Genomic DNA, 14149 nt, shown 5'->3' with positions numbered 1-14149 from the left:
TGGCAGGTTTTGAGATTTCTTGTGCCGGCGCGTGAAGCTTTTTCACGCGGGGTATTCAGGTTCGCGTCAGCGAAGGGCCTCATCGAGCCAGTCGACGAAGGCCGCGCATTCCCAGCGCTCCAGCGTGCCGGGCTTCCAGCAGATGAAGTGGTGGTACGGCGAGGGCACGGCACGCGGAGACAGCCTTACGAGCCGGCCACTGTCTATCCAGGCTAACCCTAGCTTGCTGCGTGCTAGGGCCACGCCGAAGCCGGCGACGGCCGCATCGAGCATCAGGCCGACGTCGTTGAACTGGGAGCCTTCGCGCGGCTCGGGCAGGCGGATGTCGCAGGCCTCGAACCAGGTGCGCCAGGGCACGAGCGGGCTGCGGATCAGGCGCGCCCGGCTCACCCGCTCGGCGGTGTCGAAGCCGTCGAACGGGCCGAACTCGTGCAGGTACTCGGGGCTGCAGACCGGGAACAGTTCGTCGGACAGCACCCGCTTCGACTCGAAGCCGGCGTACACGCCGTTGCCGTAGCGCAGCTCCAGGTCGGCCGTTTCGGCGGTGATGTCGAGCAGGGGGATCGAGACCTGCAGGATCAGCTCGATGTCCGGGTAGGCATGGCGGAACAGGGCCAGCTTGGGCAGCAGGATCTGGCGCGAGAAGGTGGGCGTCACCGCGAGCCGCAGCTGCGTCGTGCCCGGCAGCCGGCCGGTGGAAGGCGGCTGCAGCAGCTTGAGCGCGGACCGCACCTGGCCGAGGTAGGCCATGCCGTCGCCGGTCAGGCTGAAATCGCCGCGCTCGAAGAGCTTGAGGCCGAGCTGCTGCTCGAGCTGCCGGATGCGGTGGCTCACCGCGCTGGGCGTCACGCTCAGCTCGTCCGCCGCCTGGCTGACGCTGCGCAGCCGGGCCAGGGCCTCGAAGCTGAGCAGGCAGTTGATGGGCGGGATGCGGGCGGTCATGGCGCCGGGATTGTCTCCTCAACGCCCTCATGGCACGTGAGCTTGAGCCGCCGCCCTACCGGCCTTGCCGTACCGCGGCAGCCTCGAAACTACTTCTCGACGTGAATTGCACTCAGCTCCGCGCGCCCGTCCGTGCAGCCGATGACCCAACCAGAGATCTTCTTGCCGGAAATATGCGCAGCCAACGCCGCAGCCAGCATGGCCTTGGAGTTTGGAAATCTACTCGCGTCTATTATTATTGTTGTATTGTCGACGCACCCTAGTGGGTTGTTGTGTGACCCAACGATATACAAATCAGTCCGACTCTCGCGAACATATACGCCCGCAACCTCGAGAGGCTGCAAATTTCCGACGGCGTGAGCCGGAAAATAGCATGAAATTAACCCTGCCGTCATGGCGATTCTTTTGATGTTCGTTCTTCTCATAAAATCAGCTCCCGACTATCACCTCAACATTCCTACAGTAATTGACGTCAGCCCGAGGTTGGGCTGCATGCCCGAGATCCCCGGCGGCACCGCGATGGCGTGGCTGTACGCCGCCGTCCCGCTACCCGTCACGCTCACCTGCGCCACCACCACGCCGTGCGCCCACAGCGCAGCTCCGGCCATGGCCGCCCACAGCAGCCTGCCCGCTTGACCCATCCCTCGACCCCCCCTCGCGCTTGCCCGGCACCCTCGCCGCCCTCTTCCTACCCCCGCTCCGCCGGACTGCCGCCGGCATCGGTCGCGGGAGCGCTCATGACAACTCAACGCAATTCAAAGATGGAAACTCGACGGCACGACCTTCGATGCATCGCCTGCAACAGCACAACCCACCCTCGAAACGCAATGCAATGTACCGCAACACCTATTTAATTGCATTAAAAGCAAAGGCGCCACCCATCGACGACCTCAAGTCAGCCCCCAACCGCCGCTTCAATAATTTTGCAGTAATTTGATTCATCCTTGTCAAGATAAAGTTGAACACGCCTGTTGGTCGCAAAAGCCAGCATCAGACTCGACATGATGACCTTCGAGCCAGTGGCGGACTGGTTGATATACGCCCAACCCGCAGAACATGAACCGGCAGGCACCCCGTAAATGCGCAGGTTGTAGTTCTCTGCGCCGGCCGCATAGGTCGACGAAATCGAGAACCATGGTGTCCACTCACCCGCGAAGCAGGCCAACGGGACCCATGTCAATGCCGCAACAATCTTCCTCTTCATGAACACCCACCGAGCCAAAGAATTGCGCAACCCCATACACCCTCCGTTATCAATTCGATATCAAGATTCTGTCCAGAAGAGCCCTCACCAGAGAGCGCAGCCATTGCACCGCGTCAGCAATCCACCGAACGGCTCCCGATGGCCACGCACATCGTTCGATCATTTCATCGAACCCTCCCTTCACTGGCTGTCTTGCGGAACACGGCGATTTGCAGTTGGAGCTCGACGCGATCACTGCCTGCCGTCTGTCGCATCGACAAATTCCTGATCTGCCAATGGCCATGCGCGAGCCACAACTCCGACAGCGTTGCCTTGAGTGCCGGATAGGTGCCCGACATGACGAGGGCGAGACGGGATGCCGCGAGCTCATTGCCGGCCGTTGTCTCTTGCTGCTTCACGTCCACGCTGACCAGCGCAACGCCGTGCCGTTCGGCCACCTTCCCGGCCTCGGCCGTCAGGTCGTTCAACGAGATCGGCACTTCGAACGCCGACGAGAAGTCGCGGTCGTCCTTGGGAACCGAGGGCAATTGCGTGCGAGCGGCGGCTCGCTCGGCCTCGCCTTCTCGGGCCGCCCTCGCCAGCGCCCGCACTTCCTCGCTCCGCCATAGCGCACAGAGTCCCATCACGAGCACGGCGGCGGCCGCGGCGACGAGGAGCGGCGCAGCCTTCAGCACGCCGACGAAACGCCCCGGCCACCCTCTGCCTCGCAGCAGCCGGACGACGGCTTTGCTTTGCATCACGGCCGGTACTCCACACGCGCAGCGAGTTTTGCCGTTCCGGTGGCCCATTGCGCCCTTGTCAGGATCCAACGAGGTCGTTCCAGACCCGCGTTCAGATCGTCGAGGTAAGCGACCATGGCCACGCGCGCGCCGGCTTCCAGTTCGAGGCTGGCCCGTTCGCCTTCCGGATCGATCTCCAACGACGTCACCCGAACACCGGGCTGTCGTGCGTGCTCGATCATCCGCAGGACGGCATCGATGTCGAAGGATTGGATCTTGACGATCTTCCAGGCCTGCGTCGCATACGGCGGCGCAGAGGCCGGCATGGCCGCCGCTGCCGCCATGGCCCGCTGTTGATCGCGCCAGGTGGATCGTTGTGCCTGCAGCGTCATGCGCTCGTCGCGCTTGGAGAGCGCGTCCAGCGTCAGAACAGCGGCCGCGGCCGCTCCCCCGGCAAGCACGACCACGGGCAACCAACGCCGCCAACGCGACGGCTCGACGAACTCGACGGCCAACGGCGTCACTGAACCACCTCCATGGCATGCCCGAACGGCAGCTGCAAGGGCTTCGCGACGGTCGACTGTTGGAGCACGACCTGCCGCGTCGACCCATCGCCCTCTGCCGCGGCAGCGATCTGCGCCCGCACGAGCACCGGTTCTCGGGCTTCAGCCGTGTCGCCCAGGTGGCTCACGGCGGCATGCCGGTAACGTTCCGCCGTACCGGCCAGCGTCACCGCCGTCTCGGTATCGACGAGTTGCACGAGCGCGCAAGCAGGATCCGCCGCGAGCACATGGTTCAGCATGGCCGACCACAGCGGCCGGATCGACCGCACACGCCAACCCGACCGGTGCAGTGGCCCCAGGTCCGTCATCAACTGTTCCAGCAACGCGACGGCGATCTCGCGTCCCGGCGCAGCCATCCAAAGCCGGACGGGGCCGTCCAAGCCCGTGGCGCCGGGCGCGATCTCCCGCGCGACCGCCGATACCTCGGAGGCCGACAGCGACGCACTGGCCGCCGGCAGCAGGAACGGCCTGCAAAGCCGGCCGCTCAGCCACACACGCACGCCGGGCCGTCGCGACTGGCCGGCACGCAGCTTTGGCGCGACGGACTCGAGCGAGGCCTTCAAGTTTTCATGCGCGGCTCGATGAAGCGTGGTTTGGCCATCGCACCACCAAGTTTCTGCCGCACCGACATAAAGGTCGAGCGGTGTGCCGTCCCACCACAAGGCGGATCCTCCCTAATCTACTATCTCAATCCCATGGATGTAACAGGCCTCCCACCCTGTCACGCTGGGATCCAAGTAGTAGTCCAGCACCACCCGCCGTCCAGTCAATTTGGCTGAAAGTACAATTGCGAGCTTGGCTTTGCGCCGATCCTTCAGCTCATCAGTTACCGGGGACGCTGTGATGTTCTCGAGGTACAGACCATTTCCATTGCTGCACACGGAATTGACGGTGGCAGAAAATCGCACGAAGGGACTACCCCACTCGTTCGAATAGATGGTCTGAATCTGCACTGGCGTGCTCGTAGCGCGCGTATATGAAGCAGTTGCACTCGCCGCGGCGGTCGCCAGCGCGATAGCCACAACGACGATTGGACATTGTTGTCTCACCCGATCACCCCCCGAGTTAGTTGACATCCGGCGCACCGGCGGCGCGAATTGTCGTGTGGAGCGCTAAGCAGAATCCATTCACAACGATGGAATCGTCGACATCTACAGCAACAACCGACCCAGAGGTCAGCGCGGCCAATAGAAGCGCGTATTCCTGTTTGTCGCGGGAGACCAGGAGAAGCCGTCCGTTCCAAGTATTGCAAGTTCCCATCGAGGGAACTCCCTCCAGGGTGAACCAATGAAGAGGGGGCGCCCAGATCGAGTAATTCTGCGGATCGTGTGTCCGGATGAATTCGACCTTTCCTCTCACAGTAGCGTATTGCCCCGCCCACGCCTGATTGGCCAACGCAGCGAAAGCCAGAAAACCCGCGATAATCAGTTTGAAATGCTTTCCTATCACCTGAATCCCCCTCACATTCGATTTCATTTCTACGCTTCACGAACTTCAGCTCGATCCGCGTTCACGCCGCGTGCCACCCCACCACACGGCGCACCTCCTCGATCGTTGTCTTGCGCTGTTCGACCATCGTCAATGCGGACTGCAACAGCGACTGCACGCCGCGCTCGGTCACGTGCCTGCGGAGCAAGGCCAGCTCGGCACCGCCGAGCACCAGATCGCGCAAGCGGTCGTCCACCGCATGCACCTCGGCGATGACGGAACGCCCCCGATAGCCGGTGCCGTGGCACGCGTCGCAGCCCACCGGCTTCGGCACCGCCGTCCACGCCAGGCCCAGCTGGCTCAGCCAACGCAGCTCGCGCTCGTTGGGCTCGCGCTCGCCGACGCAGTGCGGGCAGCAGGTGCGGATCAGCCGCTGCACGACCACGCCGTTCAGCGACGACATGAAGCCGAACATGTCGACGCCCAGGTGCCGGAAGCGGCCGGTGACGTCGAAGATGCTGTTGGCGTGCACCGTGGTGAACACCTGGTGGCCGGTCAGCGCGGACTGCACCGCGATTGACGCGGTCTCGGGGTCTCGGATCTCGCCGACCAGGATGCGGTCCGGGTCGTGTCGCAGGATGGACCGCAGGCCGCGCGCGAAGGTGAGCCCCTTGCGCTCGTTCACCGGGATCTGCAGCACGCCGTGCAGCTCGTACTCGACCGGGTCCTCGATCGTGATGATCTTCTCGATGCCGGTGTTGATCTCGGACAGCACGGCATAGACGGTGGTGGTCTTGCCGCTGCCGGTCGGCCCGGTGACGAGCAGCATGCCGTGGGGCAGTTCGGCGAGATCGCGGATGCGCTGCGAGCTTTCGGCCTCGAAGCCGAGCAGGTCGAGCGACGCCGCGTCGCCGCGCGAGCGCAGCTGGGCCTTGTCGAGCAGCCGCAGCACCGCGTCCTCGCCGAAGACGCTGGGCATGATCGACACCCGCAGGTCGATCGTCGCTTCGCCGAGCTCGATGCGGAACCGGCCGTCCTGCGGCGTGCGCCGCTCGGTGATGTCGAGCTGCGCGAGCACCTTGATCCGGGAGATGACCTCTTCGGCCCGCTCGACGCCTTCCATGCGCGCGAACGTGGACATCACGCCGTCCTGGCGCAGCTTCACGGTCGCGCCGGCGCGGTCACATTCGAAGTGCACGTCGCTCGCGCCGACGCGGTACGCCGCACGCAACGCGGCATCGACGAAATCGATGACGGGGCTGCCGGAGTCGCGCGAGGCGGGTCGGGCCGTCGTGCGCTCGCTGCCCTCGCCGTTGCCCCCGAGCCAACGCGCCAGATCATCGCTCCCGGCGGCGAGCCAGGTGGGCGTTTTGCCAATGGCGGCCGTGACCGCACGGCCGACGTCGTCGCTCCACGGGTCCGCAGCCACGGCGATGCACGCATCACCGCGTTCGGCACGAAGCACCACGCACCGCAGGGCACGCGCGCGCTCCAAGGGCCAGGCCGAAAAGTCCGGCTCGGCCTGCATGTCGCCGAGCCACGCGCCGACCCCGGCACCGGTCATCAGCAGCCGCGCCAACTCCGCGGGCGGTAAACCCGTGCTACGGCGGAGCACGTCCCACACCGCTCCGCCGCCCGACTGGCAGACGCGCCGTGCCGCCTGCAGCGACGATCGCAATTGCACCGGTGTCACCGCCTCACCTCACCGAACTCGCGATGTCGAACACCGGCATGTACATGCCGACGACGATGCCGCCCACGAGCAGCGCCACGACCAGCAGCAGCACCGGCTCGACGATGCGTGTCGCGCGCTCGACGAAGCCGACGAACTCGGCGGCGTGGCGCTCGGCGATCGTGCTGAGGATCACGTGGAACTCGCCGGTCCGCTCGCCGACCGCCAGCAGGCGCATCGACACCGGATCGGTGAGGCTCGCCGATTGCAGCGACACCGACACGCGCTGGCCACGCAGAATGGCCGCGCGCGCCTCGACCACCGCCACCGCCAACCTCGGGCCCAGGCCGAGGCGCTCGCACTGCGCCAGCGCATCGTCCAGCGAATAGCCGCCCTTGAACAGCAGGCCGATGGACTGGTACAGCTTGGCCAGGCGAAAGTGGTCGGCGGCCCGGCGCAGCACGGGCACCTGCTCGACCACGCGCTCGCCCAGGCGGTGAACGAGGCCTTGGCGCCAGGCGACGACCACGACGGCCACCACCGCGCCCAGCGCGAGCGCGAGTTCGCTGCCATGGGTCGACAGCAGCTGGCTGAAGCCGACCAGCATGCGTGTCACGGTGCTCACCGGCCCGTGCAGTTCACCGTACATGCGTGCGAACCGCGGCATCACGAACATCAGCAGGAACGCGACGATGACCATGCCGAGCGACAACACCACGCTCGGGTAGATCGCCGCATTGACCAGCTGCCGACGCAGCTTCGCCAGCACGTCGTGGTAGCGCAGGTAGTCGTCGAGTGCAGGCACGAGACCGCTCGTGCGCTCGCTGGCACGCACGCCAGCGATCAGCACGTCGGGGAACGCGGCGGTCTCGGCCATCGCCGAGGAGAGCGTCCGGCCTTCGCGCAGCAAGCCGATCAGCCGCGCGTGCAGCGACGCCCGCGCCGGGCCCAGCGCCTGGGCATGCAGCGTTTCGATCGCTTCGACGATGGTCATGCCCGCCGCCAGCAGGGTACGCAGTTCGCGGCACCACCAGGCGATGTCGAGCCTTTCGCCACCCATCGGCCCGCTGGCCCAGCGGCGCACGCGCTCGGTCCGCAGCACCGTGCGGCCGGCCCGCGCATAGCGCTGCGCGACTTCGGCAGGCGAGGCAGCCTCGGCCAGCTCCTCCTGCACGGCACCGGCGGCATGGTCGAACCAGCGGACACGATAGACCACGGCGAGGGGCCCGCTCAGTTGGTGATGTCGGCGTCGTCGCCCGTGCCGCCGGCGGCGCGGTCGCGGCCGAGGCTCACGAGGTCGTAGTCCTTGCCACGCGCGCTCGGGTACCGGTAGCTGTACGGGCTGCCCCAGGGATCGAGCGGCACCTGGTCCTTCAGGTACGGGCCTCGCCAGCGCGGGTCGGCGGACGCGGCCGTCACCAGCGCCGCCAAGCCTTCCGACTGGGACGGATAGCGGCCCATGTCGATGCGATAGGCCTGCAGCGCCTTGTCCAAGGCATCGATCTGGGCACGTGCGGCGGTGGTTTCCGACTTCGAGATCTGGCTCAGGAAGCGGGGCGCGACGATGCCGGTGAGCAGCCCGATGATGAGGATCACGACGAGCAGCTCGAGGAGCGTGAAGCCCGATTGAATGCCTCGTGTGCTTCGGCGCGAATTTGAATGCCCGGGCATGTCAGTTCAGCAGCGTGAGGAAGTAGAAGCCTTGCAGGAATTGCCAAGGCGGATGGGCTCCGCACTCCACCGTGCTGCGCGTGTAGGTCATGACGCTCCGACCGGACGCCTGGGCGGCCAGCAGCGCGCTGAGATAGCCTTTGCAGACGCTCGCTGTAATGCCGTTTGCGTCGTTCCGAATGCTGCACAGGCGCGCCCATCTCATCGGGCTGATTTCTTCGACCAAGACGTCGCCGGTCTCGCCGTCGAGCGAGACGCCTTTGGGTACCCCGATGCAACTCACAGCTCCTGCGTGAGCAGTCGCCGCAAGCAATGCGATGTAGACAACCAGCTTCTTCACGACCATTTCCCTCTCTCCTCTAAAGTCGTCCAGCCGTCACCGGCAGCATCACAAACTTCCAATCGACGTACTTCCGTGCCGGTGGCAAAACAAGTCCATCCACCACCCACACCGGCCCTTGCGCCACCGTCTCTTCTTCGCTGCGGCTGAACACACCCACGATGCCGCCCTGCGCGTCCCGCACCAGGCCCCACGGCCGGTCAGCGCCCATCGGATCGGGGTACAGCCGGCGCAGGTGCCGCACCGTGCCGAGGAACCGGGTGTCCAGCAACAGGTCTTCGAGCCGCGCCGGGCCGGTCTTCAAGCCGCCGGGCGACATCTCGCGGTAGCGCTGCAAGGCCTCGGCGTACAGGCGCCCGATGCGCAGCAGCTCCTGCTCGCGCTCGCGATGCGCTTGCGACGACCAGGCCGGCCCGACAAAGGCCAGCCCCCAGCCGACGACCGCCACGATGACCAACAACGCGATCAGCGTGAAGCCGCCTTGCGGCGCGGTCGCCCGCCCGGGTTCACCACGTTGCATAGGCGCTCCCGTCGCGCGACGGACCCGGTGCGCCGCTGCGCACGTCGTACACACCGCTGCCCGCCGGGGGCGGGACGAGCACCCAAGAATCCACGCGGTTCGTCACCGGGTCTTCCGGTACACGACGCAGGTAGCGCCGATCGACCAGTTCCTGCAACACCGCGGGATAGCGCGATTGGTCGGCATGGAACTTGTCGATCGCGTCGCGCATCTGGCGCAAGTTCTCCTTCAACGCCACGTCGCGCGCCGTGTCCAGGTGGCGCATGTACTGCGGCGTGGCGAGCGACAGCAGCAAGGCCAGCGCCGCCAGCACGACCAACAACTCGATCACGGTGAAGCCCCGGCCCGCGCGATGCATCACCACTCCTTCAACGGCACGCCATTGAGGCCGCGTGCCGGCGACAGCGAATACACGTCGTACACCTCCGCGCCGGCGCGCGGCTCCTTCGATTCCGACAGGTAGCTGCGCAAGCCCCAGCTCTGCTCGGCCGGCAGCAGCGGATCGGCAAAGGGATCCCGCGGCACCTGGCGCAACACCCGCAACACCCCGCCCCCGCCGGGACGCACGTCGGGCAATGGCTGCGTCAGCGCTTCGAGGTTTGGCGGATAGCTCGCGGCGCCCTCGGCGCCCATGCGTTGGCGCGCGAGGTGGTAGGCGTCGATGGCATCACGCAATTCCCACAGCGCACGCTTGAGCTCACGCTCCTTCTCGCGCTGCACGGTCACCTCTGCCAACGGCATCGCGATCGAGCCGAGCAGCGCGATCAGCGCCAGCACGACCAGCAATTCGATCAGCGTGTAGCCGCGTCCGCGATGCATCGCCTTGGCTCCGCCGTCACTTGACCGTGAGGGACCACGGCTGGTGCTGCACCGCCGACGAGGTGTCGGGCGTGAGCGTGACCGGGGTGGCCTGCTCGATGCGCACGGTGGCGCCGCCGGCGGTCAAGGCCTTGAAGCGCAGCGTCGCCACCTCGCCCTGCCCTGCGGCGCCGGAGGCCTCCTTGCGCAAGGCGCCGAGCCGCACCCGGCCGGCCTCGGCGTCGTTGCTGTACGAAAAGCTCGTCTGCGCGCCCTGCTGGCGGAAGAAGCCGCCCTCCTCCACCCCGAGCCACTGCAGCTTCTGCTTGTCGTAGCCGATGTCGACCGGCATGCCGCGCAGCGGGCCCGCCGCGGCGAGCTGGAGCTTGAGCTCGATCGTGTCGCCGACCTTGGCCTCGGTGGGGCCGCCCCAGCTCAGGCGGCTGGGTTGCGGCACGGCTGCCGCCGGCGGCGGGAGGCCGGGGGCACCGGGCGGCACCGGCGCGGCGCCCAGGCCCATCGACGGCGACAGCAACGATGAAGGGCCGACCGGCGCGGGCTTGTCACCGGCCTCGACGGGCTCGTCCGGCGGCAGGCCGCGCGTCGCGCGCCGCAGTTGCGGCGAGGCGTCGGTGCCGACCCATAGCTCGCTTTCGTTCGCGCTGGGGCGGCGGATGTTGCGCAGCACCCGCGGCGTGATCGCGAGCACGAGCTCGGTGCGTTGGCCGTTGTCGCGCTGGCTCGAGAACAGCCGCCCGAGCACCGGCAGGTCGCCCACGCCCGGCACGCGGCTCGCGTTGCTGCGTTCTTCGCGGCTGATGAGGCCGGCGAGCAGCTGGGTTTCGCCATCGGCCAGGCGCAGCAGCGTCGATGCGTTGCGGGTGCCGATCTGGTAGGCCAGCGCACCGGAGGTCGTGCGCACCGCGGTGCCGAGCGAGCTGACCTCGAGCGCGAGCTTCACGGCCACTTCGTCGTCGGCGAAGACCGTCGGCTCCACCTCGAGCCTGAGGCCGACGTCGAGGTAGCTGATGCTGTCCGAGACAAAACCACCGGTGCTGGTCGTCGTCGTGATGACCGGGATCTTGTCCCCGATCATGACTTTGGCCTTCTCCTTGTTGCGCGCGCGGATGCGCGGGTTGGCCAGGGTGTTGAAGTCGCCCACCTCGCGCCGCAGGTTGACGGTGAGGCCGCCGATCGACAGCGCCACGCGGTCGCGGCCGAGGTCGCGCACGTTGCCCAGCGTCAGGCCGCTGCTGCCCGAAGGCGGCAGCGCGGTGAGCGAGAAGGTGTCCGGGAACTTGACGCCCAGCTCGGTCAGGCGCGTCGAGCTGATCTCGAGCACCTCGACCTCGAGCAGCACCTCGGGCTCGCCGGCGTCGTAGAGCGCGAGCAGCCGCTCGGCGAGCTGCACGTTCTCCTGCGAGTCGCGGATCGACAGCATGTTGCTGCGCTCGTCGACAAACGGCTCCTTGATGCCGAGCATGCTGCGCAGGAAGGTCGCCGCGCCCTTGGCCTCGGCGCTGGCGAGGTAGAACACGCGGACGATCTGCTCCTGGTACTCGCGTTTCTTCTCGGGCGTGTTGGGGTAGATCAGCACCGTCTGCGCGTCGATGACCTTCTTGGCCAGCTGGTTGGTGCCGACGATGAGGTCGAGCGCATCCTCCACCTTGGCCTGGCGCAAAAACACGGTGACGCGGCTGTCGTTGCGGATGTCGCGGTCGAGGATGAAGTTGACGCCGCTGCTGCGCGAGACGACGTCGAGCACGGTGCGCAGGTTGGCGTCACGGAAGTCGAGCGAAATCGGCCGCGACTCGGCCAGCACGCCTTGCGATGCACGGGCCTGGGCCTGGCGCAGATCAAGCTCGACCCAGCGCTGCAGCGCGAGCAGCCCGGCGTGCCGGGGGTTGTCTTTCAAGGCGCGCTCGACCGTGCGCAGCGCGGCCTCGGGCCGGCGCTTGGCCAGTGCGGCTTCGGCGTCCGCCAGCGCCTTCTGCTGGCGCACGTCGACATCGAGCTCGTTCAGCAGCGCGGCGACGCGTGTGTTCTTCGGGTCCAGCGCCTGGGCGCGCAGCAAGGTCTCGCGCGCCTCATCGGACTTGCCGGCGGCGCGCAGCGTGGCGGCCTCGGTGACGAGCCGGGCCTGGGCCTCGGCACGGGCCTGCAGCAGCGTGCTGCGCAGCAAGGCGCTATCGGGATGTTCCTTCAAGCCCCCCTCGAGCTGCCCGATCGCGGCTTCGTAGTCGCCGCCGGCAAGCGAGGTGCGCGAGGCATCGTGGATACGCTGCTGGGCGCAGCCGGCGAGCAGCACGAGGCCCGCGGCCCAGAGCAGCGGGTGGCGGGGCAGCAGGCTCACCGGCGGGCCTCTTCTTCAGGGGGCGGTACGGTGATGCTGATCTGCGTGCCAGTGGGCGGATGGCGCAGACGGATGGCATCCGTTTCGACGGCATCGACGACATAACCATCGTCGAGCGCGGTGCCAGGCTCGATCGGGACCATCGTGTCGTCTTTGCCGAGGAACATGCGTTGGGCGCCACTGGGGTCGGTCATCTGGCCGAGGTAGCGGTAGCGGGCGGGTGGCGGGGACGGCGGCGGTGGCGGCGCCTCGGCGACTGCGATCGTCTTGACGGACGCTGCCGCAGAAGGTGCCGGAGGCTGCGCACCGACAAAGGGATCGAATTCAGCGAGTTCGAAGGTTTGACGAGGGAGTTTTGCGGGGAGATGAGCGCCCAAGGAATCCGACACCGCTGGCTGTTTTTCAGGGGACCCTATTGCAACGCTTGGGGTCACTGGCTCCGGCCACCATAGGGCCGCCATTGACAACGCGATAGAGCCAATCAGCGCCCACCGTAGGAACGGCTTCATCTCACCCACTGAATCACTCGACCATCTCGACCAGCTCCAGGTTACAAATTGACCCTGAGCCTGCTGTAAGCGTGAAATCGATCCGATTGAGCCGTCGACCGGCCAGTTTCGCCGCCAGTAACTGGGCATACATGCCACGCCGATCGGGAGCTATGTATATAAGATCCCATTTGCAAGTACGCGAAACACCTTCTTTGAAGTAAACGTAGAATGCAGCCCCTTGCGCTCCCAGCCTTGAGACTGACTTATTCAGCTCGGTAATATATTCCTGAGAGAAAGCATTTGGCAGCAATGAACAACCCAGCACAGACACCAAGAGGCGTGCGACACGGAAATTCTTAAAAACCTCCACCCTCATTCTCCTCGCCCCGTCAATTATCAATTTCAACCAGGCACTAAATTTAATTAAGGGGATCCCACTGGTTGATCTGGCAAAAGCCGGAACCCGTATATGAGCTTGTATAAACCGTGACCGACTTATCTGCTTGCGCATACCACATGAGCAGCGCTGCAGCCACCATCGTTTTATTGGACTCAGTAATCAGCATCCAGTTAATTGGCGTACCACTGCAATTAGAAGGCGGGCCGCCACTCAACATCACCAACAGACCTTGCGGGACCATCGTGACGTTCGTCATCGTGCCGCCAATGTAGTTGACGCCCACTTGTGCAGAGACGGGCACGACGAAATTCGCGAGAAAGATCAGAAAAACAATAAATTTTCTCATGGAGACACCTCAATAGTTAACCCATGGAAACTGCCATAATCTTAAATCAACAGAAATCAGTAATCCGTATTTTTCCCAGAGAGTGCAGTGGTGTTCCCGGCTGCCGCGCGCCAAGAACCGGCCTCAATATGTCTTTACCACCATCGCCGACGTTATGAAATTCTTTAGTGAGCAGTCAAAGCCATCGCCTCGATCTTGTTCAGACGGGCGGAATAGGGGTTTACGGCGTCCAACACTTGGATGGCCGTTTCGGACCGATGGGCGAGAAGCGCACCCAAAACGTCTTGCGCAACTGCGAGACGAATGCGATTGGTGAACATCGTTCGCCTTGCTCCGCTCATTTCCAAACCGCTGGGAATGCAAACCAAACCCCATCTACACCCGGATCAGCACCGGAGGCATGCCAATCACGAATAAGAACGTCAGCCAAAAGCCTCGGGTCTGCCTCGTGTTAATGGAGCGGGCTCCAACCGAATTTGGCGGCTCTATCGCCCACTAGGGGTGTGGCTCCACTAGTGACCATCTCAACAATAAAGTCCTTAACGAACTCGTCCAACGCAGCACCAAGCAAGCCGAATCCATCACGCCCGGCTCTTACCATCGGCCACATCCCAACAGGATCGTGCATTGCTTCGCCGACTGATCGCCGGAACCACTCCAAATCCGATAAGCCCAAAAACAACGCAACCGACAATCGCGACA

18 protein-coding genes are annotated in these 14149 nt (G+C 65.3%); 1 reads left to right on the top strand and 17 read right to left on the bottom strand.

The genetic code is table 11. The features are described 5' to 3' along the window. Nucleotides 1-66: 66 nt before the first annotated feature. Nucleotides 67-942 (bottom strand): LysR substrate-binding domain-containing protein, encoded by an 876-nt coding sequence (locus tag V4F39_RS06970; RefSeq protein WP_332288590.1) that lies wholly within the window; start codon nucleotides 940-942, stop codon nucleotides 67-69. A 393-nt stretch (nucleotides 943-1335) separates the two neighbouring features. Between V4F39_RS06970 and V4F39_RS06965 the strand changes: the two genes are divergently transcribed. Further along, nucleotides 1336-1578 (top strand): hypothetical protein, encoded by a 243-nt coding sequence (locus tag V4F39_RS06965; RefSeq protein ID WP_332288589.1) that lies wholly within the window; start codon nucleotides 1336-1338, stop codon nucleotides 1576-1578. A 259-nt stretch (nucleotides 1579-1837) separates the two neighbouring features. On the opposite strand, the gene V4F39_RS06960 is transcribed toward V4F39_RS06965, so the two are convergent. From V4F39_RS06960 to V4F39_RS06885, 16 genes are all read right to left on the bottom strand, one after another. After that, complete coding sequence (locus V4F39_RS06960; protein ID WP_332288588.1) at nucleotides 1838-2146, bottom strand: hypothetical protein; 309 nt, start codon at nucleotides 2144-2146, stop codon at nucleotides 1838-1840. A gap of 164 nt (nucleotides 2147-2310) precedes the next feature. Then, nucleotides 2311-2883 (bottom strand): hypothetical protein, encoded by a 573-nt coding sequence (locus tag V4F39_RS06955; RefSeq protein WP_332288587.1) that lies wholly within the window; start codon nucleotides 2881-2883, stop codon nucleotides 2311-2313. Further along, on the bottom strand, nucleotides 2883-3389 hold the full coding sequence (locus tag V4F39_RS06950) for a hypothetical protein (RefSeq protein ID WP_332288586.1): 507 nt from the start codon (nucleotides 3387-3389) through the stop codon (nucleotides 2883-2885). Before V4F39_RS06950 ends, V4F39_RS06955 begins: the two co-directional genes overlap by 1 nt. Next, a complete protein-coding gene (locus V4F39_RS06945; RefSeq protein WP_332288585.1) occupies nucleotides 3386-4090 on the bottom strand; it encodes a hypothetical protein in 705 nt (234 codons plus the stop codon). Before V4F39_RS06945 ends, V4F39_RS06950 begins: the two co-directional genes overlap by 4 nt. A 403-nt stretch (nucleotides 4091-4493) precedes the next feature. Beyond that, entirely contained in the window at nucleotides 4494-4904 is a 411-nt protein-coding gene (locus V4F39_RS06940) for a hypothetical protein (RefSeq protein WP_332288584.1), read from the bottom strand. 34 nt (nucleotides 4905-4938) lie between these two features. Further along, on the bottom strand, nucleotides 4939-6540 hold the full coding sequence (locus tag V4F39_RS06935) for a GspE/PulE family protein (protein ID WP_332288583.1): 1602 nt from the start codon (nucleotides 6538-6540) through the stop codon (nucleotides 4939-4941). Between the two features lie 13 nt (nucleotides 6541-6553). Next, entirely contained in the window at nucleotides 6554-7744 is a 1191-nt protein-coding gene (locus V4F39_RS06930) for a type II secretion system F family protein (RefSeq protein ID WP_332288582.1), read from the bottom strand. A gap of 14 nt (nucleotides 7745-7758) precedes the next feature. After that, nucleotides 7759-8199, bottom strand: coding sequence for a type II secretion system major pseudopilin GspG (gene gspG, locus V4F39_RS06925; RefSeq protein WP_332288581.1), 441 nt, complete (start codon nucleotides 8197-8199; stop codon nucleotides 7759-7761). 1 nt (nucleotide 8200) lies between these two features. Next, a complete protein-coding gene (locus V4F39_RS06920) occupies nucleotides 8201-8545 on the bottom strand; it encodes a hypothetical protein (RefSeq protein ID WP_332288580.1) in 345 nt (114 codons plus the stop codon). Between the two features lie 13 nt (nucleotides 8546-8558). Continuing rightward, on the bottom strand, nucleotides 8559-9059 hold the full coding sequence (locus V4F39_RS06915) for a type II secretion system protein (RefSeq protein WP_332288579.1): 501 nt from the start codon (nucleotides 9057-9059) through the stop codon (nucleotides 8559-8561). Further along, nucleotides 9046-9417: a type II secretion system protein gene (locus V4F39_RS06910; RefSeq protein ID WP_332288578.1), complete on the bottom strand. Its 372-nt coding sequence runs from the start codon at nucleotides 9415-9417 to the stop codon at nucleotides 9046-9048. The genes V4F39_RS06915 and V4F39_RS06910 overlap by 14 nt, the downstream gene beginning before the upstream one ends. Further along, nucleotides 9417-9878 carry a type II secretion system protein gene (locus tag V4F39_RS06905; RefSeq protein WP_332288577.1) on the bottom strand — a complete coding sequence of 154 codons (462 nt, stop codon included), beginning with the start codon at nucleotides 9876-9878 and terminating at the stop codon, nucleotides 9417-9419. The genes V4F39_RS06910 and V4F39_RS06905 overlap by 1 nt, the downstream gene beginning before the upstream one ends. Nucleotides 9879-9894: 16 nt before the next feature. Then, a complete protein-coding gene (locus V4F39_RS06900) occupies nucleotides 9895-12210 on the bottom strand; it encodes a cohesin domain-containing protein (protein WP_332288576.1) in 2316 nt (771 codons plus the stop codon). Further along, nucleotides 12207-12404 carry a hypothetical protein gene (locus V4F39_RS06895; protein ID WP_332288575.1) on the bottom strand — a complete coding sequence of 66 codons (198 nt, stop codon included), beginning with the start codon at nucleotides 12402-12404 and terminating at the stop codon, nucleotides 12207-12209. The genes V4F39_RS06900 and V4F39_RS06895 overlap by 4 nt, the downstream gene beginning before the upstream one ends. Before the next feature lie 328 nt (nucleotides 12405-12732). Beyond that, a complete protein-coding gene (locus V4F39_RS06890) occupies nucleotides 12733-13071 on the bottom strand; it encodes a hypothetical protein (RefSeq protein WP_332288574.1) in 339 nt (112 codons plus the stop codon). 49 nt (nucleotides 13072-13120) lie between these two features. Further along, nucleotides 13121-13447, bottom strand: coding sequence for a hypothetical protein (locus V4F39_RS06885; RefSeq protein ID WP_332288573.1), 327 nt, complete (start codon nucleotides 13445-13447; stop codon nucleotides 13121-13123). Nucleotides 13448-14149 lie beyond the last annotated feature (702 nt).

The organism is Aquincola agrisoli (assembly GCF_036621135.1).
Taxonomy (GTDB): domain Bacteria; phylum Pseudomonadota; class Gammaproteobacteria; order Burkholderiales; family Burkholderiaceae_C; genus Aquincola; species Aquincola agrisoli.
Note: the sequence above shows the minus strand (reverse complement) of the source record. Positions and strands in the feature narration are given on the sequence as shown.